Source organism: Paenibacillus sp. FSL H3-0333 (assembly GCF_038002805.1).
Taxonomy (GTDB): domain Bacteria; phylum Bacillota; class Bacilli; order Paenibacillales; family Paenibacillaceae; genus Paenibacillus_AQ; species Paenibacillus_AQ silagei.
In genome coordinates this window covers 6170996-6194385 of sequence record NZ_JBBODG010000001.1, presented here as the reverse complement: position 1 = coordinate 6194385, position 23390 = coordinate 6170996, and the positions used below count along the sequence as shown (strand labels likewise).

General features: G+C 35.2%; 25 protein-coding genes. 21 read left to right on the top strand and 4 right to left on the bottom strand.

Annotated features, from left to right (window positions below; genetic code table 11):
* Window positions 1-52: 52 nt before the first annotated feature.
* A complete protein-coding gene (locus tag MHH78_RS27310) occupies window positions 53-238 on the top strand; it encodes a hypothetical protein (protein ID WP_341169482.1) in 186 nt (61 codons plus the stop codon).
* A gap of 54 nt (window positions 239-292) precedes the next feature.
* Here MHH78_RS27310 and MHH78_RS27305 read toward each other — a convergent pair whose 3' ends face one another.
* From MHH78_RS27305 to MHH78_RS27290, 4 genes are all read right to left on the bottom strand, one after another.
* On the bottom strand, window positions 293-571 hold the full coding sequence (locus MHH78_RS27305; RefSeq protein ID WP_341169481.1) for a hypothetical protein: 279 nt from the start codon (window positions 569-571) through the stop codon (window positions 293-295).
* Window positions 572-640: 69 nt separating this feature from the next.
* Window positions 641-1138, bottom strand: a complete 498-nt coding sequence (locus MHH78_RS27300; protein ID WP_341169480.1) for a hypothetical protein — start codon at window positions 1136-1138, stop codon at window positions 641-643.
* Between the two features lie 187 nt (window positions 1139-1325).
* Complete coding sequence (locus tag MHH78_RS27295) at window positions 1326-1535, bottom strand: helix-turn-helix domain-containing protein (protein WP_341169479.1); 210 nt, start codon at window positions 1533-1535, stop codon at window positions 1326-1328.
* 283 nt (window positions 1536-1818) lie between these two features.
* Window positions 1819-2016, bottom strand: coding sequence for a hypothetical protein (locus MHH78_RS27290; RefSeq protein WP_341169478.1), 198 nt, complete (start codon window positions 2014-2016; stop codon window positions 1819-1821).
* A 1214-nt stretch (window positions 2017-3230) separates the two neighbouring features.
* Between MHH78_RS27290 and MHH78_RS27285 the strand changes: the two genes are divergently transcribed.
* The 20 genes from MHH78_RS27285 to MHH78_RS27190 all read left to right on the top strand — a co-directional run bounded on the left by MHH78_RS27285 (window position 3231) and on the right by MHH78_RS27190 (window position 23379).
* Window positions 3231-3578 (top strand): hypothetical protein, encoded by a 348-nt coding sequence (locus MHH78_RS27285; RefSeq protein WP_341169477.1) that lies wholly within the window; start codon window positions 3231-3233, stop codon window positions 3576-3578.
* Between the two features lie 15 nt (window positions 3579-3593).
* Entirely contained in the window at window positions 3594-4622 is a 1029-nt protein-coding gene (locus MHH78_RS27280) for a RelA/SpoT domain-containing protein (protein ID WP_341169476.1), read from the top strand.
* A 228-nt stretch (window positions 4623-4850) separates the two neighbouring features.
* Entirely contained in the window at window positions 4851-5021 is a 171-nt protein-coding gene (locus MHH78_RS27275; protein ID WP_341169475.1) for a hypothetical protein, read from the top strand.
* A 136-nt stretch (window positions 5022-5157) separates the two neighbouring features.
* Window positions 5158-6678, top strand: a complete 1521-nt coding sequence (locus MHH78_RS27270; protein ID WP_341169474.1) for a DEAD/DEAH box helicase family protein — start codon at window positions 5158-5160, stop codon at window positions 6676-6678.
* 628 nt (window positions 6679-7306) lie between these two features.
* Window positions 7307-9223 carry an RNA dependent RNA polymerase gene (locus tag MHH78_RS27265; protein WP_341169473.1) on the top strand — a complete coding sequence of 639 codons (1917 nt, stop codon included), beginning with the start codon at window positions 7307-7309 and terminating at the stop codon, window positions 9221-9223.
* Between the two features lie 520 nt (window positions 9224-9743).
* Entirely contained in the window at window positions 9744-10250 is a 507-nt protein-coding gene (locus MHH78_RS27260) for a hypothetical protein (RefSeq protein ID WP_341169472.1), read from the top strand.
* A gap of 559 nt (window positions 10251-10809) precedes the next feature.
* Complete coding sequence (locus MHH78_RS27255; protein ID WP_341169471.1) at window positions 10810-11901, top strand: hypothetical protein; 1092 nt, start codon at window positions 10810-10812, stop codon at window positions 11899-11901.
* Between the two features lie 45 nt (window positions 11902-11946).
* Window positions 11947-13767 carry a terminase gene (locus MHH78_RS27250; protein WP_341169470.1) on the top strand — a complete coding sequence of 607 codons (1821 nt, stop codon included), beginning with the start codon at window positions 11947-11949 and terminating at the stop codon, window positions 13765-13767.
* 11 nt (window positions 13768-13778) lie between these two features.
* Window positions 13779-15263: a hypothetical protein gene (locus MHH78_RS27245; RefSeq protein WP_341169469.1), complete on the top strand. Its 1485-nt coding sequence runs from the start codon at window positions 13779-13781 to the stop codon at window positions 15261-15263.
* Window positions 15264-15295: 32 nt separating this feature from the next.
* Window positions 15296-16795 (top strand): hypothetical protein, encoded by a 1500-nt coding sequence (locus tag MHH78_RS27240; protein WP_341169468.1) that lies wholly within the window; start codon window positions 15296-15298, stop codon window positions 16793-16795.
* Window positions 16796-16817: 22 nt separating this feature from the next.
* Window positions 16818-17354: a hypothetical protein gene (locus tag MHH78_RS27235; protein ID WP_341169467.1), complete on the top strand. Its 537-nt coding sequence runs from the start codon at window positions 16818-16820 to the stop codon at window positions 17352-17354.
* 37 nt (window positions 17355-17391) lie between these two features.
* Entirely contained in the window at window positions 17392-18384 is a 993-nt protein-coding gene (locus MHH78_RS27230) for a hypothetical protein (RefSeq protein ID WP_341169466.1), read from the top strand.
* Between the two features lie 57 nt (window positions 18385-18441).
* Window positions 18442-18903, top strand: coding sequence for a hypothetical protein (locus tag MHH78_RS27225; protein WP_341169465.1), 462 nt, complete (start codon window positions 18442-18444; stop codon window positions 18901-18903).
* Window positions 18904-18922: 19 nt separating this feature from the next.
* Window positions 18923-19381 (top strand): hypothetical protein, encoded by a 459-nt coding sequence (locus MHH78_RS27220; protein WP_341169464.1) that lies wholly within the window; start codon window positions 18923-18925, stop codon window positions 19379-19381.
* Entirely contained in the window at window positions 19382-20302 is a 921-nt protein-coding gene (locus tag MHH78_RS27215) for a hypothetical protein (protein WP_341169463.1), read from the top strand.
* 10 nt (window positions 20303-20312) lie between these two features.
* The gene (locus MHH78_RS27210; protein ID WP_341169462.1) at window positions 20313-20795 is read left to right on the top strand and encodes a hypothetical protein; all 483 of its coding nucleotides are present in this window, start codon (window positions 20313-20315) and stop codon (window positions 20793-20795) included.
* 1 nt (window position 20796) lies between these two features.
* On the top strand, window positions 20797-21516 hold the full coding sequence (locus MHH78_RS27205; protein WP_341169461.1) for a hypothetical protein: 720 nt from the start codon (window positions 20797-20799) through the stop codon (window positions 21514-21516).
* Window positions 21517-21553: 37 nt separating this feature from the next.
* Complete coding sequence (locus tag MHH78_RS27200) at window positions 21554-22285, top strand: hypothetical protein (RefSeq protein ID WP_341169460.1); 732 nt, start codon at window positions 21554-21556, stop codon at window positions 22283-22285.
* 139 nt (window positions 22286-22424) lie between these two features.
* Window positions 22425-22922 carry a hypothetical protein gene (locus tag MHH78_RS27195; protein ID WP_341169459.1) on the top strand — a complete coding sequence of 166 codons (498 nt, stop codon included), beginning with the start codon at window positions 22425-22427 and terminating at the stop codon, window positions 22920-22922.
* Window positions 22909-23379: a hypothetical protein gene (locus MHH78_RS27190; protein WP_341169458.1), complete on the top strand. Its 471-nt coding sequence runs from the start codon at window positions 22909-22911 to the stop codon at window positions 23377-23379. Before MHH78_RS27195 ends, MHH78_RS27190 begins: the two co-directional genes overlap by 14 nt.
* Window positions 23380-23390 lie beyond the last annotated feature (11 nt).

Below are 23390 nucleotides of genomic sequence, written 5' to 3'. Positions count from 1 at the left end.
GTAAACCCTCCACTATATAAGTGGAGGAATAAACTAAAAGGAGGTAACAATAATGGAATTTCAAAGAGGCGTACCATATGAAATTAGATACAAAAACTTGAAAAAATCAAAGGTGGGAACATATCTCTGTTCAACTGATAGAGTCAATATTTTTTTCGATATCAACGGTGAATTTGGGGTAAGTGACGAATTTATTGCAAATAGACATGTTGATATTGAAGAAATAGCGGATATTTAGAAATTGATAACAACTATTAAAGGACTAATCTTAATTGATTAGACCTTTTTTTGTTTAACTGAAGTCACCAACATTGAATTTACTCTTGGTTAAAAAATTAATAATTTCTGCAAATGGTGATGGATCTTCAAGATCCACTTTTAACACTTTTTCTATTGTATATTCTTGCAGTTTTAAATCAAAGAAGTCATAAATATCAAGCACACATACATGTTTAATGACATTCCACAAATTGTGGTTAAGTTGATCCCGTAATTCATTTTTATCATTTGAAGGTATGTTTACTGATCTCATAGCCATTAGTAATTCGTAAAGGATATAATTCTTATCCATTATTGCAACCCCATTTCCACAAAACTGTATTTAAAAAAGTTAAAATAGATCCGATTATTAAAAGGGAAGTCAGAGTACAGGGAAAGCATAAATAAGTTGATACAAATAACGTGTAATAGTGGTATCACTTTCAATGTCAATAGAATTTAAATATGTTGCATCGGAAAAGAAATGAAGAAGAACAGGAATTACAACATCTAACATTAGCAACATGAATGTATCTGATTGTGTCATTGTACTTTGAACTTCTGTTTGCTCCTCTAACAAATTAAAATGTGTGGCATCAACATCTATCCAATCATTGTCTATAAACAGGTCTAGTAAGCTACAGAGAGGCCCAGATAAGGTTGTTAGGCTTATGCTAGTTGAACTATTAGTGTTCTTAGATAAGCGAATTAATAAATCACGCAACTGAATCAGTATAATGTGATTATCTATAACGGAAGTGTTCAGGTCGATATATAATTCTAAACACTTTAACTGCATTTCTTGATTAATGTAGAATGTGGATTCATCTTTGTTGTTTGCTAATTGCAGCATTAAATGGCGTATAGTATACAAGGACAAGTGCAACACTCCTAAATAATAATGATGTACCTTAGCATGAGAAGCGTTGTATGACCGCTGTGAGGTATAGTCGAATGATTCCACTTAAATACTACAATGTTATTTACACTGGCTATACACTTATTATAAGGGACTTAGGATAGCCTAGCACAATCCTATATACAAAGAAAGAAGCCCTGTACAGGCTTCATTTACTGTTACGTTCTCGTTGTTTAGGGTTATCCTGGCCCTTAAGAATAAGCCAAGTCTTACCACGTTTAGCCGCTATAATTTGTTCTGCTGCACAGAGATCCTTAACACGTACTTGTGATAATCCCCATAGTTCCCCTGCCTCTTCTGTAGTCATAAGCTGTGACATGATATCATCTAACTTCTGTCTGAGTTCTGTAATGTCCACGAATAAACCTCCTTAATGCCTAGATGAGCGCTTGAATGTAAGGATAAGACCCAGTAAACTAATAACAATGGATAGTGTTACAAATGTGATGTTTAATGCTGTCTGTTCCATGTTAATGGCAATCAGGATAGATGTAAAAATAAGCATAACATAAATAATCCGGTTCATCATTCGACTCAATTAGATTCCTCCTTTAGTATCAATTAATGTTGCATATAGTCAACGAGTATGGTATATAATGTGTAAGGGCTAGAGGAACTTTTCAGTTCCCCTAGAGTAAATACTAACGCTTGCGGTGTCTGTCCTTTCGCAGAGGATAGGCACCATTTTCAATTTGTGCTGATTCTTGTTGCAAGCGTTCATTCTTTTCCTTTCTCTTATCCCTTAGCTCTTTCATGATGGCAAGTGTTAAGTTTGATAAGGCTAAGGTAGTAGTGATTAGTAAGGAAAAGAATGGAAGGTGTGATTCGATAAATTTCACTGTATTCACCTCCTCCCTTACATCTACTATTATACTAAAAACGGTATCGCCTGTAAAGTGAATGTTGTCATATTTTGCGATTATTATTATATTTATTTTATTTAGTGATGTACTCATTACATATTGTCAATGTTAAATGTGGTATAATGTATAATAAGACTAAAGGGAACCCGATTGGATTCCCCTTAGCCTGCTTTCCTAACGGTGCTTTGTACTTCTTGGCGGGAGTTCAGCACCGTTTTGTTCTGTCTTGCGTTGTTCTTCTTTCTCCTTCCGTCTAGCCCGTTTCTCGTTGTTTATGAAGACCAGCAAGGAGAGTAGGAATGAAAGTGAAGGAAGGACAATTGATGATATGGATTTGATTGTCTCTAGCATGTTTATCACCTCTCTTTCTTATATACCTAGTATACTACAGGCGTTATCGCTTGTAAAGAAATATAGTTATATTTAGTTTGTTGTGAGTACAAATGTGAATGAAATGTGACTGAGAGTAGATGGATAAAGTGAGATGAACAATATAGAGGATGAGGAGGAATATAGTTATCAAATGATAATTAATAATATTAACAATTGTTTTCGCGGTTAATCGTTACTGTCCGATAATCTGCAATAGTCTAATTAAAATGGGCCTGTGATTATTTACTTAAAAAAAATTGAAAAATTACTCGATTTATTAAAATTTTAAACTATGTTCATCACTCATATTCGGCGTGATTTGTCAAGCATCATTATAATCCTATATGCAGTACAACTATGGTTTGATACCATTTAGAAGCCCTAAAAGGGGGCTATTTTACATCAAAATATGGGTTTTATTTACAGTTGACACGTTTAGCACATCTATTCCCACACTCAATTTATTTAATGGATATCCATATATATACTCTAAAAATTAATCGCCCTTAATCACCATTTTCATCTCTATGTTATCGTTTTTATTATCGCTATAACCTCGCAATATCCTTATTTTATCTATGCTTTTCCCACCGATTACTCTGCACTAATTAATCTCATCATCCACAATCTTATCCTCAATATTCCTTTATTCCCTTTTCCCATATAGCATTCTCCGATAATCTATAATTTTGTGTAAATATCGTTCATTTATCTCAGTTTCATTGGGTTTTTATTTCCCTGTCATCTATGATCCTAAATTGTATGTGTGGTAAAATATTACTATATATTAATACACTTTTTACTAGGGAGGCGTACATATGCAATTTAGTTCAGAGAATCAAATAGAGATCCATTCAAATGGTGTAGCAATCACTGTTGAGGGAGAGTCTGAAATATTCGGAGGTGTTGACCTACAGCTTAAAGCAGCTCAAGCCATTATAGAAAATATGGACTTTAAATTCGCTCATGAGCATAAAACTTATGAATACTCTCAAATGGCTTATATCCAAATTATTGATTCTCTAGGTCGCCTCATTCAAATGGATGGTGACTATCCTGATGATTGTTCTAATATTGAAGCTGTTAAATTGTTTCTTGATTGGGTTATTGAAGACAGAATTCATGAGACTCCTAAATATGCGGTGTTATTAAGTGAAAAACGATAAACTGGAGGAGTTTTAATGCAAATCAATAAAGATGAATTCATGTTAAAGTATCGTATTCCTGAGGAATTACAAGATGGTGTTTCCTGGGAAGCGTTAGAAAGCATTTATGATAACTATAAGTCTCAAATAGACTTTCTAAAACAGCAGGCTGAAGTTGTAGCAGGTATACTACGCTTAAATAAAAAGATCCACACTGTCAGATCACGAGTGAAAGATCCAGAACATCTTATTGCAAAGCTACTTAGAAAACTTCCTAGCAGAAAAGAAAAGTATGGAGAGGAATTTCAATTTACTCTTGATAACTACATGAATGAAATTACTGATCTAGTTGGAGTCAGAGCTATTCATATTTTCAAAGAGGATTGGAAAGAGGTCCACGATTACATTTTAGATAAATGGGAACCTTCTGAGCGCAGAGCAAATCTGAGAAGTGGAGATAATAAAAGTTTATATATAGATAATGGAATTGAAATAGATGAACGTACTTCTGGTTATAGATCTGTTCACTATCTGATAAGTATTTCTACGACTAAAATTTCAATTCCAATTGAGATTCAGGTAAGAACAATTTTTGAAGAGGGCTATGGTGAAATTGATCATCTAATCAGTTATCCTCATAATGATGTTCCACAAGTAATTATAAACAATCTTTTGGCATTAAACCGTATTGCAGGTAGTGCAGATGAGATTGCGTCTTTCGTTCTTTCTTTAAAAAATCACTTAGCTGATGTCGATAAACAGTACACTTTAATTAATGAACAACTATCAGAAAAGGAGAAAGAAATTGATAACTTAAGAGGGATTGTTGAAAAAATGGAAATGGATCAGACGAACAAAGATACTCTTATTAAAGAACTTAAGAAATTAAATTATACTAGGACGATAGAATTAACAAATACTACCTTGCTCTCTTGGCCTGATGTTCAAGCTTCTCAAGTTCTTAAGCAAAATAATTTTTCACATTTACTTGGTCAAGAAGATCAAAGTTACACTGGTAGTATTATTCCTGTAACATTAAGTTCTCTATCAAAACCCAAAATATAGTTAGAACAGCCGCAGGAGAATGTAACTGTGGCTTTTTAATATAAACTAAAAATAACTATATACAATAATATAACTTAGGTGTATAGTGTAATTATTCAAAGAGAAAGGAGATAGTCATTTTATAGCAGGTTAATCCTAAATACACTAAGGCTTTCAATCCCGGCTTTATCTTATATAAGTTTATATTTATAATTTCAAAAAAAGATATACATAATTAGGGGGATATATATGAGCAAATATGTTAAAGTAACTGGATTCTGTTTTGGTTGTGATTGTGGCTTCACACTTGGTAAAGAATACGAATTGCATACCTGTGATGGTGAAGAATTTGCTTATGATGATTTTGGCCGGGAGAATTATAGCATAACGAATTGTGTGAGAATAGAAATCTGTATTTAAAGTTATATAATAAATATAACAATAAAACAAAATTATTTTAGGCGGTGATTATTTAACTTAATTTGAGAAAATGCAGGTCAAGTAAATAAAAGGAGGCAGCATAAATATTGGCGATTTAAGTAAATGGTTAACTGACATGATCAAAGAGGAATATAAACTCTGGAACGAAGGAGATATTGTTCTTATTGGAACTGGAACAGGTTCAGGTAAATCATATTTCATTCGTAACCATTTGTCAGCTTATGCAAATGAAGAAGGGGAAGAAATTCTAATCATCTTCAATAGAAAGCAACTGCACGAGCAAAACAAGGAACATATCAGAAAGGACAATAATTTCAGAGTACATACAGCTACATATCAAGAAATTGAGCAGTCAATTATCAATAATGGTTCTTATGACTTCAGCAAATACAAATACATCGTTTGTGATGAGTGCCATTACTTCACAGATGACAGTGGTTTCAACCATAATAGTGATATCTCATTCAATGCTATTATGAATCAGACTAATAAAATAAAAATATTCATGTCTGCGACGGGCGGTTCATTATTCTCATTTATTAAAGAGAATCATTCTAAACCTAAGATATGGAACTATAGACAAAAGAAAAATTATGACCATATCGCATCGCTAAACTTTTATACCAGTAACGATGCTGTTGAGAACTTCATACAACACAAATTTAGAAATGATGAAAAGATAATTTGGTTTTGTAAGTCTGTTGAAAAAGCTGCAAAACTACATGCTAAGTATCCAGATTCGTATTTCTTATGTAGTATCAGCAACAAGAATAAAAAGCATTTGAAATTGCTTGAAGAGGACACTTTTAAAACTACAGATGGCAAAACAACATTTGATCGGAAGTATTTATTTACTACAAAGGTATTAGATAATGGATTCGATTTAAAGGATGAGAAGATAAAATTAATTATCGTTGACGAGTTTGAGATTAATACGATAATCCAATGTCTAGGCCGTAAGCGGATATTGTCTGACACCGATAAGGTACATGTTGTTCTATTCAATCACAGTAATCGTTCTATTAATGGTTATAAGTCTCTGTTAATTAATAAATTAAATGAGGTTGAGGCATTTATGGAAGGTGGAGTAGAAGGCAGAAACAACTTTGTGGGGCGATTTGCACACAGATCTAACTACATAATCTATGATGAACCTTCAACAGACAATAAATTCAGCAGTAATAAGCGAGTATCAAGGGTTAAACAACTTAAAGCCGAAAACGATCTGAGTATTATTGATGAGATGCTAAATAACAACAGGGAATTAAACAAACTAAGAAGCGAATATGGAGAAAAGAAACGGAGTGATGCGTTTGTGATGTACATTTTAGAGTTGTTGAATAAGGATAGATGTGCTGACTTGGATAGGATTTATGAGCAGCAGGAGTTAGCAGAATATTTAGATAGTACTGTTGGTAGAGTATTTCTTATGAAAAATCAGAAGGAAGAATTAATTGATAAAATTAATGTACGTGTTGATGGACATCAGTTAAAATCAGCAAACAGTCTAAATGCTGCTTTATGTGAACGTGGTTTTAATTTTGTTATTAAGGAATTTGAAACTAGTAGAATTCTTGACGGAAAGAAGAAAAAATTTAAGTGTGCATGGAAAGTAATGAGATTAACCGATAAATAGCATTTACCCCCTTATTTGAACGTTTACTCTATATATAGGGTTGACGAACGTATAGGGGGGTAAACAGTAAAATAAACGCCATATTGTGGAGTAATCCTATATATAGGCTTTATCCATGATTTGGCGTTGAGGTATCTATTTAAGAATAGCTAATACAAGCTTTACACCCAATTGAAGTCAACATTCAGATCATGTCCATAACGAGCCGTGAGGGTGAATTGCCGTAGGCAAGAGGGTGGTGCGGCAGGTCGATATTTTCCGGTTACGAAGCGAAGCGTAGTGGAATGTATCGAGATGGTATTAGCACCCTTATATATAAAATCAAAGGATAAGGGCAGGGTCAAAAGAACCGTCACAAATCCTTACGGAAGTGTTCCGTGTCAATCCAACTCCGTTGGCTTTCCGGATATTATTATGCTTACGCTATGATTAACTATTTCTCACACATCAATTTCAAGCTTCGATTTCCTTATTAATTTATGTATATTTCTAATCTAACTTAATTGTTGAGTATTCTTATGAGGGGAAGAAGTTAAGAGTGAAATTCATTGAATAAATAAACGTAAAATAACTATTAAATGATATTTTCATGATTTGGAGGTAATCTATTATTAGCCTAGATAAACAAGTGAAAATCTATAGTGTAGATACAAGTGCTTTTTATACTGACAATGAAAAACGCATTCAAGATTTAATGAACCGTGGTCACCTTAAGAAAAATCAATTGATAAAAGAAAGAACTAAACTAGACAAGAAAAACGAAGGGTATTTAGATGCATATGATGCCATAACAATGAAAATAAAACATCATAATAATCGAAATAAACAATTAAAGAACAGAATAAAACATGAGTTTACTTTAAATGATAAAACGAGAGTCCTTCGTAATGCATATATTACAGACAACAATGTGATTTCTGTTTTTGATTCGGTATTAACAAGGGCGCTAAAAATTGATACGAATACAATATCAACGGACATTCTTATTGTGCAAGCATACTTCTTTGACATACTTCAAGAGTTAATTAAAGAAGGATTCTTTTTAAACGATGAGAAATACATATGCTTTACTGCAAGTGCAGGACAAATTAGAACAAAGAAAACAGTATTTATTAGAGAGTCAGTATTTAATGAATATCACGACACTTTGATGTGTGGATTAAGCATTGGAAAAATAAATAAGCATGGTGGAATTAACGTTAATAAGTACCTTGCTTATCTTGCTCTATGCAATAGTGCTACAGAAGAGTGGGTCGATTTTGATATCGATAAGACAATTGTAGTTGATGATTTTTGTAGTCTTGTTGATTCGGAAGTTGACTTTATAGATGATGTTACATATACGGTTGAACGTAAGAAAATGAGTTTCCCAATTGAGCATACAGATGGTTGCGGAATGATTCTACCCAAGAAGAGTAGGAAACCATTACAAGTGCGTGGGCCTTGGATTAAAGGATTATTAGAGCCATTCCCGTTTGATAAATTTATACGTGAACATAATCGGGATGTGGGATATGCGAAATATGGAATTGTGCATGATATATATGGTACACCTCATGATATTTTAAAAGAAGGAATTGAAGTCATTCTTACGAAGAGTCAATTTAAAATGTGGAAGTTTTATTCATCCTGGAAAGAATACCAGACATATTTTAAAGAATATAACTGTAAGGCTGGTAAGTGTAACGAGGAAGAAGAGCGAATTAAAAATGCGAAAATAAACTATCAGATGTTGCAAACTCTCACAGATATAACTAAAGAGGAACTATTGGAACTGTGCATTCCTTCAATAAACATGATTCAAAGTGTTGGTACAGATAAGAAAACTATGTTAGAGATTCTTGGTGTTACTGATTACAATGTTAACAAGAACTACTTTCAACAAGCTTTGGAACTTTATCCTGAGTTGCTTAAGGATACATATAGCAGAGAAGTCTTGAAAGAAACAAGGAAGAAGTTAATTAACAATGCAAAAGCAGGTAAACTTAAGATTGAGGGGAAGTACACTTTCATTTCACCTGACTTATATGCATTCTGTGAGAAGTTGATACTGAAACTTGAAAGTCCAAAAGGACTGCTCCAAAACGGCGAGGTGTTCTGCTCTCTATATACCGATGGAGAAACGCTTGATTGTCTACGAAGTCCTCATCTATACCGTGAACATGCAATTAGACAGAATCGAGTAGATAAGGAAATGAAGCGATGGTTTGTAACCAAAAGTCTATATACTAGCTGTCATGATCCAATTAGCAAAATACTACAGTTTGATTGTGATGGAGATAAAGCATTAGTATGCAGAGATGAAACTTTAGTTAGGGTTGCTAAGAGAAATATGGAGGGCATCGTGCCTTTATATTATGAGATGAAAAAAGCTGATCCTGAGATTGTAACAATTGATTCAATTTATGAGGGGTTAAAGTCTGCATATACTGGTGGCAACATTGGAACAATAAGTAACAATATTTCAAAGGTGTGGAACAGCAAAGATATCAATTTAGATATTATCAAAAAACTTTGCATGGAAAATAACTTCACAATCGATTGATATTTAGTCGCATTGCATAGTGATATGCAAATGAAAAGTCAGTGAACCTATAAATGTAGGGTGTACGATTCACGTTTAAGGAATTATAGGAAATGATAATTAGGAATCGTGCTAACAGGGAAAGTCTAAGCGGTATTAAACAGAAAAGAAGCTCCATATCGTATGATAATCCTGTGCCAAGTTTGAGTCCAAACGTGCTCATAAAGGTGCAACGACCATTCCGTAAGGAAGTAGCTTTACGTTGGAACTACGTATTGCGAAGCGCTGACCAACTAACTTTTGTTAGCTGATGATATGGTCTACTCCCCTAATAAATATCGGGAAACCGAGGGTATAGAGGTATGCTAAGACACTTTATAAACCAAAACGTCCTAAACAGGTTTCTGAATCTATCAAACAATATACAAAACTTAAAGTCCCACACTTCTTTATTTATGCGAAGAATAAGGAAGATGATAAAGTTGAAGAAATAAATGATTCTGTGGTAAATAGTATATCTGATTTAATTCCGAAGACTCGAATGAATTTTAAAGCGGCAAACTTAGGGATATTTGATTATAAAAACCTTATGAGTGGAATACATAGAAAAGAAGATGAGGAGTTAAAACAGAAAATTATTGAAATGTATCATAAGAATGATCAAAGTAAAAGGTTCATGGAGTTTAAACCTATTGAAGATGATATGAATGGAGATAATTTATTTCCATACGCCAAAATAAGAGAAGAGCATCTTAGCGTAACTAATGATTTATTATACATAGTTGACGTTTTAGTTGAATATCTTTATTTTGAAAAAAATAGTAAATATAAAGTGACATTATGGTCAAGCTTTGGCGATGTTATTATAAATAATCTAAAGAGGAATATCTCAGAAAATACTAAGCAGTGCGAGTGCTGTGGGAAGCGTATAGAAATATCCGGTATGAATATGAAGTATTGTTCTTCTTGTTCAGTAATGAAAAATCGTGAGAAAACAAAGGAACGAGTTAGAAATTTTAGGAATAAAACTAAAAATAAATATGTGTAACGGATTAATGAAACTCTGTATCCCTTATATATCAAGGGGTTTAACCATATTAGATCATACTTTTCACAGAGAAAATGCTAAAAACCCTTGATGTATATGGTTATTTTCCAAAAAAGATAATTGTCTTTAAGGGAGAGAGTGTAGACTGATTTACAAATAGAAAGATAATCCTCTCTCTTCAAATAGATAAACTTTAGATAATAATTTTGAATAGGTGAAAAATTAAATATATGAAAAATTCACAACAAATAATTAATGATTACCTATCGTATAGCACACTAGATTACTGGGATGAGGCTATGGATGTTCTAGCAAATGAAGATGAAAAACACGGAAAAAGTGTGAAGAACAAAAAACGTAAACAGGCTAATGTAACAAATGATATAAGTAGCAATAGGTCATAGCACCAATAAAAGCATTGTCTTAGATAGCATACAGTTATAAGTGTTGGGAACGATGATTCGTTCTCTTTTTTGTTTCTTTTTTGTGGTGTAGGATGGTTTCCTCTCCTTCCCAGCCTACATCACAAAGAGGAAATAAACAAAAGGAGAGTTGAAGAATGGCAAGAACAGTTGGGAGCAAGAATAAGGAAACTGCTTTAAAGCCAAAGACAGTGTATCCTAAGAAACAATGTACTAGCTGCGGAAAAAGTAAAAATGTTAATGAGCCAAATTCGGGATTCTACATATCTAAAAACAAGCTTGATGCAGATGGAAGAACGAGTGCTTGTAAAGTCTGCATTAAACAACAAATAAATTACAGTGATCTACAAACTGTAAAAGATGTATTACGTTCTATGGATCGCCCCTTCTTAGATGATGTGTGGACATTAAATGTGGAGGAATGTAGTAGGAATGGGACAACAGATTATTTTGGGAAATACCTTAAAAACATTCAGTTAAACCACAAGAATTTGGGCTGGAACGATGGGGATAGTTCTATAGGACTCAATAGTTCCCTTCCAATGGCAACCTTTTCAGAAGAAATCATTTATTCTGATCAAGATGAACAGAATAAGGCAGATGTGTTTCGGATGGTGGGATATGATCCATTTGAGTCCGAATCTGAACTGGATAAAAAGGCTCTATATAATAAATTGGTTGACTTCCTGGATGAAAGTACACTCGAAGACAGTTATAAGCTTCCCGTAGTCATTTCCATCGTTAAGACTTTTGGACAGATTGATAAGATTGATATGGCAATTTCAAAATTGACATCTGACATTGACAGCCTAACACAAAATACAGGAAGTATAAAATCTCTTATGGATGCTAAAAAGGGGTTACTTACTGCTATCACAGCACTAGCTAAAGACAACGGCTTATCTGTAAACCATAATAACAATCGATCCAAAGGTGGTAATACCCTTAATGGTATCGTGAAGAAGCTAAATGAAATTGGGCTTGAAGAAGCTTCTGTAAACTTATTTAATCTAGAAACGGCTGATGCAATGAAACAAATAGCAGATATTAGCCATCGAAGTATTTTAGAGCAATTAATGCTAGATGAGAATGATTATGCTGAAATGATTAGCGAGCAAAAACAAATGATACAGAAGTTAGACAATAAAGTCATTGCTTTAGAAGAAGAGAATAGAAAATTAAAAGTTGCAATTAAGAATATAACGGATGGAGGTGATGCGTCCTCATGAATATAATTATGAAGCAATCTCAGAATCAAATTTCACAGCGAAAGCTTGAAGGATATCTTAAACTGGCTGAAATTATCCAATGGGGACGTTAGCAAAACTCCAGTAAAGTTTTGTGAGAGATTTTTCGGAATTGAATTTCTGGATGCACAAAAATATGCATTTATGAACACTTGGCTGAAACCCTATAATCTCTGGGTCATAACTCGAAACGGCGGGAAGAGTACGCTAAGCGCTCCTTTAATCATGGCAAAAGGTGTTTTGTTTCACGGACATAATACATACATACTAAGTAATGTATCCGCTCAAAGCCAAGACACATTTATGAAGATTGAGAAGATTGCTAAGAACGAAATTAATAGTTTCACAGGGTTGACTGACTTTTTTATGGGTGAACTGGTTAAATCGGCTGCGAATACAGATGGATTTACCCATGCTCAATCGGGCTTTAATTATAAGCTCTATAATGGCAGTGCTGTAACTAGTTTAAGTGGAGATATAAATAACAACCGTGGCAAAAGAAGTGCGCTTAACGTTTATGATGAGAGTGGTTGGACGGAGGAAGATTATGTAGTGGCTACTACACCGTTTCTATTGCAAAACTCATCCTTCCGCATGGGTGGAGATATCAATGTAGACACCTTACCTAAACAAGTACCGAACCAACGGCTCTTTATTTCTTCTGCTTCTAGTACAGAGAGTTATTTCTATTCACTGTATAGAGATTACTCTAAACAAATGCTTCTGGGGAATAAGGATTATTTCGTTTGTGATATAAACTGCGAAGTTATGATCCGTCCCATGTTTAACGGCAAGTTATACCCCGTTCCTCTTATTGAAAGAGATACCATTGATGCAGAGATGAGAAAGAACAAAGAGAAGGCACTGAGAGAATTCTATAACAAGTTCTCCGTAGATGGCGGGGATAATCAAGTCTTCAAGAGAGCAACCGTCATTTCCAATTCTGAGAGTCGATTACCTGTTATAAGTAATAGTACCTCTGAAAAAAGACAATTTGTTTTTGCGTATGACCCTGCACATCATTATGATAACTCTGTTTGTTTAGTGGCAGAGATTGTTCATGATGAAATTGTAGGCCCGAGAATGGAAATCGTAAACGGTGTAAGCTTTGTAGATATTGGAAAGAAAAAGAAAACACCTATGCGAACACCTGAGCAGATGGCTGCATTAAAAAAAATGCTGCTTGATTATAACGGTAAACAGCAAGCTGATTATGAGAATATTGAATGTCTCATGATTGATGCGGGTGCGGGTGGACATGGTACAACGTATGCGGATTACTTTATGGACGATTGGGAAGATGTTGACGGTGTAAAGCATAAAGGTTTGATTGATAAACAGGAGAATCATGAGTATGTTTCTAGATTTCCTAATGCTGTAGACAAATTAAAACTGATGAGTCCGCAAAAGTATAAGCGTGAAATGTACGATGCTTTGCTAGAAATGCTAAATCTCGACTTGATTTCTTTTACCGCTGAATATGATGGAAAAGATTATATTATGGTTCCTAAGCTCACAGGAAAAGAAGTTGTGATTGAAGATGAGGATGGAAACAAGAAAGCAGAATCAGAAATACAATACATTAAAGTTAAACTGGACTTTGATCAACAACTTGCGTTACGAAATATCGACTTGTCGAAGGAAGAACTCGTAAATATATATCGTCATAAAGGAACGAATGGCAACTACCGATATGATCTCTCCACTGAAAAAGAGGGGAAGATGCATGATGATAGGGCCTATTGTTTAGCCATGCTGGGATGGTATTTACAAAAAGTGCGCCGAGAAATGATAACCAACAAGCCGAAACCGAAAGTAGATATCACTCAATTTATGTTCATTAATTAATGATATAGGAGGTGAGTAAAATAACAGAAAATACTAAATTCCCTAATCCTGCTTACGAGCGTGACATGATCCATTATGAGAAGTTATCTGAAGGTGTATATGCTTTGTCTTATAAAAATCAAACTCATAGGGCGAAGTACACTAAAGATCAAATCAACACTTATATTGAGAATAACAATGTCGATAAATTAAGAGAAGTATCCAATTACTTCTTCTTAGCTTCCGGTCAATATCGAGGGTTAATTCAATACTTATCTAATATTCTCACTTTTGATTACTTGATTGTTCCCAAAGTTAAAAAGAGTGAGATGTTAACTTCGGATAGGTTTGAACGTGATTATCAATACATCATGGATTATACAGATAATAGTTACATCGAAGAAACGGAACGATTTATAACCTTTATCACACTACTCGATGGAGTATTCTATGGATACGAACGACAAATAGACAATATTGTATCTATCCAGCAGTTACCAGCACAATATTGTAGGTCGAAATATAAGGTTAATGGGACAAATGGAATTGAATTTGACCTCAGATTTTTTGATATGTATAGAGATACGGATCTCAAAGTACAATTGTTTGAAATGTTCCCTCCAGAATTCCTCGATTACTACCTTGACTATAAGAACGGAAAGACAAAAGAATGGATTCCATTAGATCCTAACTATGCACGATGCCATAAATTTACGGACAATCCAAAACCTTTGTTGTCTGATGTATTCCTCGATTTAGTGGATCTCAAAGAATACAAAGAACTCGATAAGTCCCAGAGTAAACTGAGTCTATACAAATTAATTGTTCAAAAACTTCCGATTGATAAAGACTCAGGTCTTCCTCTCCTTCAACTAGAAGAAGGTAAAGCACTCCATGCGAATGCCAAAAAGATGATTACACAAGAGGGGATTGATGTCCTCACTAGCCCATTAGATATCGAAGCAGTAAACCTCCAAGAAAGAGGATCAACGGTTAAAGATAATATTGATCGAGCAACGAATAATGTCTATGAGTCTGCGAATACTTCTAAAATTCTATTTAGTTCAGGAACGGATGGAGGAAGTATTGGATTATCATACTCCGTTAAAATTGATGAAAGTACAATCTTCCCATTGCTGAATCAATATAAAAGATGGCGAGACAATAAATTTAAGACGTTGTTTAAAAGTAGGTCATATCAGTTTGAAATTTTGTTTCCAAAAATAACGATATTCAATCGAAAAGAGATGTTTGATCTCTACAAGGAGGGTGCAACTCTAGGTTATTCCAAATTAATGCCTTTGGCTGCAATGGGAATCAAACAATCCACCTTCATGAATTTGATTAATTTTGAAAATAATTATCTAAAACTAGATGAGTTATTAAAGCCTCTACAATCCACACACACTCAGGGCAGTGATGCTACCAAAGGAAGGCCACAAGCAGCAGAGAAAGACTTATCTGATAAAGGGCGTAAAACAAGGGAAACGGATGCCAATGCAAACCGAGCCAAGTAACACTTGTGGCTTTGAGAGGGGGTGAAGAATATTTGGAATTAAAGATAAATACTAGTCTTCCGATCTACTTTGAGGAAGTCGAAACTATTGAGGATGCAAGATTTCTTAAGGGTAAAATCTGGATTTGTCATACAGGCAAAAACCTTAATAATACTAACTTTGATAAACAGGTCATACAAGATGCAATCCCCTCGTTAGCCAATATCCCTGTTCTGGGCTTTATACAAAAGAATACAATGAATGAGTCTGATTTTCGCGGCCATGAGCAGAGAATTGTCATCGATAAAGATGGAGTACAAATCGAGTATGTCGGAAGAGCTTATGGTATTGTACCTGAATCAAATAATGCTAAGTTTGAGATGAAGCTATGTGATGATGGTATTGAACGTGAGTTTCTAACTTCTGAAGTTTTATTCTGGAGAAAATTCCCTGAATCAACTGAGATTATTGAGAGAGATCTAATTAAGAATCACTCTATGGAATTATTTCCAGCATCCATAAATGGCTCCTTTACAAAAGAGGGAGTGTTTAATTTTACCCAATTCCAGTTTGATGGCCTTTGCTTGCTAGGAGATGATGTTACACCAGCGATGAAAGGTTCGATCTTGGAGAAGTATAGCGAGATTAAGAATACAGCCAACTATAGTGATATGCTGCAACAATTTAATACCTACTATAGTGAATATACCAAACAAAAAGGAGGCGAAAAAATGGACGAAAAACTAGAACTAATGAAACAATTCTCTAATCTCACAGAAGATAGAATCGCTGAAATTAAAGCAAATATTGAGTCTTATTCACTGGACGAATTGAATAAAAAGTTGACTGAACTTAATGAATCTAAGGATCAGAATGAAGAAACGCCCATTCCCCAAACTTTTAGTCTCACTGCTACACAGATGCAGCAAGAAATTCGAAAAGCACTGGGCACAGAAAAGTATACAGATCGTTGGGGGGATAGCTGCAAAGCTTATTGGTACATTGATCACGATGATACCAGAGTGTATGCAGAGGACGTGCAAAATGGCTATACTCCAGTTGGACTTAACTATTCTCTATCTGGTGACTTTGTGACGATTGATTTTGCAACCAAGAAGCGTGTCAAATTCGTTCCTCAAGACATGGAAAATGTGGAGGAAGCTGAGGGTACAACAACATTTGTTTCTATTGAAAGAAATGATTTTAATGTTGAACAAGCAAAAACACCAACCGAAGACCACAATGACGAACTTGAAGAGTTGCGTAATTACAAGGCTGTCAGAGAAAACGAAGATAAGTCTAAAGTAATCGACAGTTTTACTCAACTTACCAAAGAAGAATTGGATACATTTAAAGGTAAGCTTGATCAATACACCAAAGATGAACTTGAGTTGCAGTTGTTTGCTTTGGTAGGTAAGAAGGGACTTCACTTTTCAACGAATAGTCAGCAACCCAATCTGATTTACTCGTTGAATTCAGTGGATACACCTGCTACTACTAACCTGCCTGAATGGGCCAATTACGTAGAGCAATATAAATCAAAACAAAAATAAGAATATTGGAGGCTATTAATTAATGGCGATTGTAAAAGGAACCTCCGTTTACGGAGTTGTAGAACTGAATAAAGTAGCAGCTGTAAAGACAGGTCAAATTTATACGCAGTACGAATTGGATGAAACAGAATTTGCAGCGACTCCTGCTGAGAATGGTATGCTGCTTGTTGTTGATCATGTAGGCAAAAAGATTAAGAAACCAACGGCGGTTACAGCCTTGGTAGGTCTACATGCTTCTGTTGAAAAAGACTATGAGAACAAAGGTCGCAAACATTTTGCGGTTAAACCAGGAGAATTTTTGCCTCGTGTAGATAAACTCAATGTTGGTGATGTGTTTGAAACCAATACCTACCAGTACGATGATTCTGTCTATGCTAATTATGCAGCTCTTGTAGCAGCAATTAGTCCTACTGCTGTCTTTGGCGTGGCTGCCACCAATGGATTCATTGATGTTAAAGCTGCCACTACCCCTACTGCAGCGGTTGAACTGAAGGCTGTAGAAGGTGTAGTCCTACCTAACGGTGAGAATGGTATCAAATGGGTCGTTGTAAAAGCCTAATCAATATATTAAAGATAATCATGGAGGAATGTAAATAATGGATTTTTCACTTAAACAAATGGCGGTTGCTGTATATAAAAAGGAAGTACCTGTAACTAATTTTTCGTTGTCTGATATGGAAGGTGCTTTGCGCGATAAATTCCGTGAACTAGCCCCTGACTATAATACCTATCGTCGTAATCAACTGGATATTTTTGAGTTGGTACAAGAAGTGATTGATGAAGTGGCTCCGAAGAAGGTTGAAGCAGCGATTGGATACTTTGCACAGGTTAAGTCTTATACGCAGGGGGAACGTCCACGTTTCCGTCTGAAGAAGGGCCGTAACAATGTCAAACGGTTCATTACCCGTATTGGTCTTGGTGGAGTGCTACAACGTGTTCGCTTGGATCAAGACTTTGTTGAAGTTCCAACTCATGCGCTTGGTGGTGCAGGATATGTAGAATTCGAGCAGTTCCTGGATGGTCAAATGGATTGGACAGATCTGATTAACCTTATCATTGATGGCATTGAAGCTGAAATTTACAAAGAAATTCAAGCGGCTCTGATTGCAAGTTATTCTAAGCTTCCAGCTAGTAATAAGGCTGCATCTGCAACGTTTGACAGCGCTGAAATGTCTAAGCTGATTACTACGGTTACTGCCTATGGTGATAAAGCTGCCATCATTTGTACTCCTGAATTTGCAGCTAATATTATTCCTGATACTCGATTTATTGGTGATGCTGATCGGCTTGACATGCGTAATCAGGGTTACATTGGTCGATTCCTGGGTGCGGACGTCATTGTTCTTCCTCAGTCCTTTGCGGATAGTGCGAATTCGACTAAAATCTTTGATCCACAATATGCTGTTGTAGTTCCAGTTGGCTCTGCACCAGAAGATAAGATTGTGAAAGTAGTCCTTGAAGGTCAGACCATTGTTGATGAAGTGAAGAATGCGGATGGATCGAAAGAATTCAGCGCGTATAAAAAGGTAGGTACAACGGTGTTGTCTACGAATTACTTTGCGATGTACCGTCTAACAAGCTTGTCTTAATCGATATGCCCTAAGGTATATTCTTAGGATATTTTTATAAATAAGGAGAGAATTACATTGGCTAGAAAAAATACAGGTGAAATTAAAGTTGATGTTTGGAATAACAGTATGGGACGAGTTTCGTTCGTTCTTGATGATAAGAAATATCTCTGGGATAAGGTTGGCGCAAAGAAGTCAGTTGATCTAGAGGTTTTGAAGGAATTGGTGAATATCACAGGCGGGTATACCCTTTTGAATGAGGAATTGCTCATTAAGGAGTCCGCCATTCGTGAAGAACTTGGCCTACCCGTAAGTCCTGGACAAGTACTGGATGCAAAGGGTATCACTGAACTTCTTACTAAATCAAGCGTGGAGATTGAGGCAGTCCTATCTGATTCCAACAGCGCAATCCTTGAGAAAGTTGCTGCTGAGGCCATCAAACAGAAAATTAGCGATCTAGACAAGATGGATGTTATTGAAAAATACAGTGGCGTAGATGTACTTTCGGCAATCAAGGAATTGAAAGAGGATGCCAAATAAGAGGAAGGGAGAAGAGGTTATGAGTACTCCATATTCCAAAGTATTCAATTCGTTTTTGGGTAAAATTACTGACTATACATATGAATCTTATACCGATGAGGAATTAGGAGGAGACTTAACTTCTCTTCTTAATTCTGCTATTGTCGAATTCGATTATCCGAAGGTTGATATTAGAGATAAGAGTGATGATGAGCAATGCTTTAATACTGATCTTGGAATAGATGAAACAGAGATACTATCCTTCATCATGGTTGAACGATGGATTGAGCGACAGATTAATAATATTGAACTGATTAAGCATCGTTTCTCCAATAAAGATTTTCAATATACGTCACAAGCCAATCATTTGGATGCTCTTTATCAAAACCAGGAAAGAATTCAGAAAAAAGTGGCTACCTTAAAGACCAAATATTCGTATAGACGGACTGGCTCTAACTATTACATGCCTGACTATAGTGGTCTAAGCAAGGGTGATTAGATGAGTGATTTTGATCGATACAAAAAGAGAATTAGCACGCTTAAAGAATATAATGGTCTCCATCATGTAAGTCTAAATTCTACAGTGACTATTAACGGAATGGTACAGAAATCTGCACAAATTGTTGATGATAGTGACACTAAGGACCAGAAGGCTATATCCATCGTTGACCATGTATTAAAGAATGGTGACATTATTGACTGGCAATCCGAAAAGTGGATTAACATTGTGACGGATAATATGAGCGGATTATATTATAGGGGCGTTCTTCGTAGGTGTAATGGTTCACTCAAATGGAATGATGAACACGGTATACTCAACGAGCGTTACTTTACATTTAAAAGTGACCCTTCCACTAACTTTGGTGTAAGTGATGGACGAATTATTGCAGTGGGCAACGAGAGAAGAACATTGCTAGTTAGTTGTGATGATCGTACTCGTTTATTTAAACGAGATCAACGGTTCCTATTTGATTCTCGCGCCTGGAAGATAACAGCTATCGACAATATCTCAGTTAAGAATATTAGTATTGTAACTTTGGAAGAAGACCTAATTGATACAGCCAAGGATAATCTTGAATTAGAAATTGCAGATTACGTTGCACCTATAGTCCCACCAGTAAAGCCAGAAGATCCATCTTCTTTAATTATTGAGATTAATGGTGATGCTAGTATAACAAAGGCTAGAAGTAAAACGTACACATGCATCTTTTCAAAGGGTGGAAGTCAAGTCGAGGGGATTGCTACATTTGCAATCACAGATATTGATGGAAATTCGACATCATTGGCGACTATTGAATCTCAGGGAGATAATGTGTGCATCGTTAAAGGAGTAAACTTGGGTTATATCCTTCTACATGCAATTAATTCAGACCAAACTTTGACAAGCCAAAAGAAAATTCAAATTAAAGCTCTCTTTTAGGAGGTGTGTTTTGGCTAAATTCGAACAAATAAATGCTTACATTTACGATACAATGCTATTGCTTATTGATAATCAGAACTTGTGTAAACTTTTAGAATATCCTGTTGATGACCCCTTCCAAGAAGCAGATATTGAAGAGTCAGACACCCTTCTATATAACAAGATTTTTCCTTATCCGAAAGTACCCAAAGTTGAGACAAAGAAGAGTAGTTCACTATGTATCTTTTTTGATGATTTCCGAATTGGAAGCAGCAATAGAGGGACTAAAGAAGGAACAATCATCTTCAATATTGTTGTTCATAATGATCTTTGGCGAATGACTGGAACCGGAATGCTTCGTCCGTATTCCATCCTATCCGAAATTGACCAGATATTTAATAATGAACGTGTTATGGGGATAAAGAAGCTTCAATTTGATAAAGCTCGATTCTTATATGTGAATGAGAATTACAGTGGCTATCAGGTATCGTACTCTATTACGAGTGTAAACTGATATGTCTACAAGCTTAATTTTTGGCAGAGGGCAAAAAATAGATGGTGTGGGACTAGTTAAGCCTATAACACTTAATGATTATGATGATTTTTTGGAGAAATCTTCAGTCCTTTATTACTCTATGGCACATTTTGGTGATGAATTTAAAGCACAATTTCTTTTAGACTTAATAGTGTGGGGACTTAATCAAGAAGAATTAGTTACTAATTTGACTGAATTATTCAAACTAACTATTAGTGAAAAGGTCACCTTTTTTGCAAATAGCATTGATGATTATGGATTCATAATTGATGAAATGAACCTAATCGATAAGAATAATTATGATCAAGTCAGAAGTTTGATCATGCATCAAAATCTTATGAACGAGCAAAAAGTTTATAAAGATAAGCTAGTTCAGGAATGGGCAAACAAGGCTTTGGAAGCAAAAAATCGTAAAGGAATCCAAATGACTTTTGAGGATATGTTATCTACTGTCTCAGTCTATGCAGGTAAGCATTATTCTGAATTAGGAAAATATACTATCTATCAACTTCAAAGTGACTTTAACCGTATAGGTAAGTTGATTGAATACGATGCAACCATTTCATTTAAATGTGCTGGGGATACAAAGAGTCCGCTTAAACACTACGCTGAACATGTAGATTTATTTAGAGACCCGAATGATGATCTATTTGTCAGCCAGGATAAACTAAAAGGCTTAAACCAAGCAATGGGAAATTAGCTCATTGTTCTTTTATATTTGAGGAGGAATTATATAAATGTTTGTAGCAGATGTATTTGATGCAGTAATTATTGACAACGCAACAGGCGAAGTCGCTGGATCAACAACGTTGACAAGTTCTAGCATTAACGTTGAGGTTCAGGAGAATGATATCCGTGCAGGTAAAGGTAATACACTTCAAGGCGTACTTCACTCTGCTAGAGATATTAAAGTAGAAACGGATGATGTTGTATTCCGTTACGATTGGATGGCTCGGAAACTTGGTAAAGCAATTGTAACAGGAACTGGTGTAGGCTATGCAATGCCAACTTGGTATACTGCATCCGGTTCTTCTACAATCACAATTGCTGTAACACCAGCACCAAAAGCTACTGGTCATGGAATGAAAATTTATAAAAAGGATGGTTCGGAAGTAACAGGGTTTACTGTTAGTTCAGGTACTGTCACCTTCCCAACTGGTGTAGTTGCAGGAGATTCGTTGGAAGTTCGTACATATAAATTTGATACTCCTGCGACAACTCAGCGTATTGATATTGATACTACTTCCTTCGCTAGTGGCTGTACATTGATTCTGGACACTATTGAGATCGATGAAAATGAAAAACCAGTTTATCGGATTCAATATATGTTCCCAGTTGCTATTCCTAATGGAACATTCACAGTAAGCACAGCTTCGGAACGAAATGCTTCTTCCAATGCTTCTAGCTTCCGAATTGCAAAACCTGCAACATCGAATATCGTAGGGACTGTTCAAAAGTTCCCTATTTAGTAGTAAAACAATCTAGGGGATTCAGTACTTGTGCTGTCTCCCCTTTTTTTATCTAAGTTAAGACATCATATAGAGTTTTGTTAAAGAAGAAAACTGTACTAAGTGTCTTAATGACACAAATAAAAGGAGATAATATTATATGGCAAAGAAACTTACACTTACAGAATTGAATAAGTTGGGCGAAAAGTTTAATGAGAGAAAGAAGATTTACATCCTAGATGGGCAATATGAGGTGGATATTGATGTTACCTTTAAGTTATCAGATATTGATGATCTAGTGATGGTATATGCGTCTGCCATCCAAGAGCTAAAAGAAATGAACGATACAGATGAGATCCAAATTAAAGATACATTGAGTTTGTTACCTACATTGATCCTAAGAGCTTTTACCAATCTCCCAATACCAAAAGAAAGTACTGATATTTCAAGTCTAATCGTCATCAGTAAAAATCTTTACAATCTTGGAATTACTGAAGAAGTGTATTCTAAATTGCCTGAAGAACAAATCAAGAAAGTTACCGATAAGATTAATGCATTCGGGAAGAATATTGGAACTGTAATGGGAGAATGGGCTATTGCTGAAGAATTGAATAAGACTGAGCAAGGAGCTACAGAGAGTAAAAGTGAAATGGGTTAACAGTTTAAATGAGTTGTCTAATCATATAAATTCCCCCTCTGGACAAAAATTAGTTTTTAGTCAATCCAATATCAAAAAAACATTGAGAGAAGCTGCGTTACTACTTGAAAAGATACTGAAGGAAGAAGTTCAGGCTTATTATGATTCTTATGAGCCAGTTATATATGAACGAACTTATGGTATGCGTGATTCACTTAGGGTAAGCCCTATTTCTATGGTAGGTAACGAAATGCAGATTAGTATTTACTTTGATAGAACTCAATCTACTCATCCATCTATTTTTGGTGGTGAGCCAGGATATGCAGCAGAGCTTATTAATGATGGATGGGCTTGGGGGAATCAATCAGTTAATATTTATCGTTTATCAAGGTATGAAGGTTTTCACTTTATTGAAAAGGCAATAGATCGTTTTGAGAGTCAGAACAGATGGGGATTGAAAATTCGTAGAGTGGGTTGAGTTACAAGGAT

Excerpts from the sequence above, each read along its gene's own strand:
- MHH78_RS27275 (WP_341169475.1), top strand. The coding sequence starts at position 4,851 with ATGAGCAAATATGTTAAAGTAACTGGATTCTGTTTTGGTTGTGATTGT.
- MHH78_RS27280 (WP_341169476.1), top strand. The coding sequence starts at position 3,594 with ATGCAAATCAATAAAGATGAATTCATGTTAAAGTATCGTATTCCTGAG.
- MHH78_RS27255 (WP_341169471.1), top strand. The coding sequence starts at position 10,810 with ATGGCAAGAACAGTTGGGAGCAAGAATAAGGAAACTGCTTTAAAGCCA.
- MHH78_RS27285 (WP_341169477.1), top strand. The coding sequence starts at position 3,231 with ATGCAATTTAGTTCAGAGAATCAAATAGAGATCCATTCAAATGGTGTA.
- MHH78_RS27220 (WP_341169464.1), top strand. The coding sequence starts at position 18,923 with ATGAGTACTCCATATTCCAAAGTATTCAATTCGTTTTTGGGTAAAATT.
- MHH78_RS27200 (WP_341169460.1), top strand. The coding sequence starts at position 21,554 with ATGTTTGTAGCAGATGTATTTGATGCAGTAATTATTGACAACGCAACA.
- MHH78_RS27205 (WP_341169461.1), top strand. The coding sequence starts at position 20,797 with ATGTCTACAAGCTTAATTTTTGGCAGAGGGCAAAAAATAGATGGTGTG.
- MHH78_RS27260 (WP_341169472.1), top strand. The coding sequence starts at position 9,744 with ATGAATTTTAAAGCGGCAAACTTAGGGATATTTGATTATAAAAACCTT.
- MHH78_RS27230 (WP_341169466.1), top strand. The coding sequence starts at position 17,392 with ATGGATTTTTCACTTAAACAAATGGCGGTTGCTGTATATAAAAAGGAA.
- MHH78_RS27215 (WP_341169463.1), top strand. The coding sequence starts at position 19,382 with ATGAGTGATTTTGATCGATACAAAAAGAGAATTAGCACGCTTAAAGAA.
- MHH78_RS27310 (WP_341169482.1), top strand. The coding sequence starts at position 53 with ATGGAATTTCAAAGAGGCGTACCATATGAAATTAGATACAAAAACTTG.
- MHH78_RS27235 (WP_341169467.1), top strand. The coding sequence starts at position 16,818 with ATGGCGATTGTAAAAGGAACCTCCGTTTACGGAGTTGTAGAACTGAAT.
- MHH78_RS27305 (WP_341169481.1), bottom strand. The coding sequence starts at position 571 with ATGGATAAGAATTATATCCTTTACGAATTACTAATGGCTATGAGATCA.
- MHH78_RS27195 (WP_341169459.1), top strand. The coding sequence starts at position 22,425 with ATGGCAAAGAAACTTACACTTACAGAATTGAATAAGTTGGGCGAAAAG.
- MHH78_RS27270 (WP_341169474.1), top strand. The coding sequence starts at position 5,158 with ATGATCAAAGAGGAATATAAACTCTGGAACGAAGGAGATATTGTTCTT.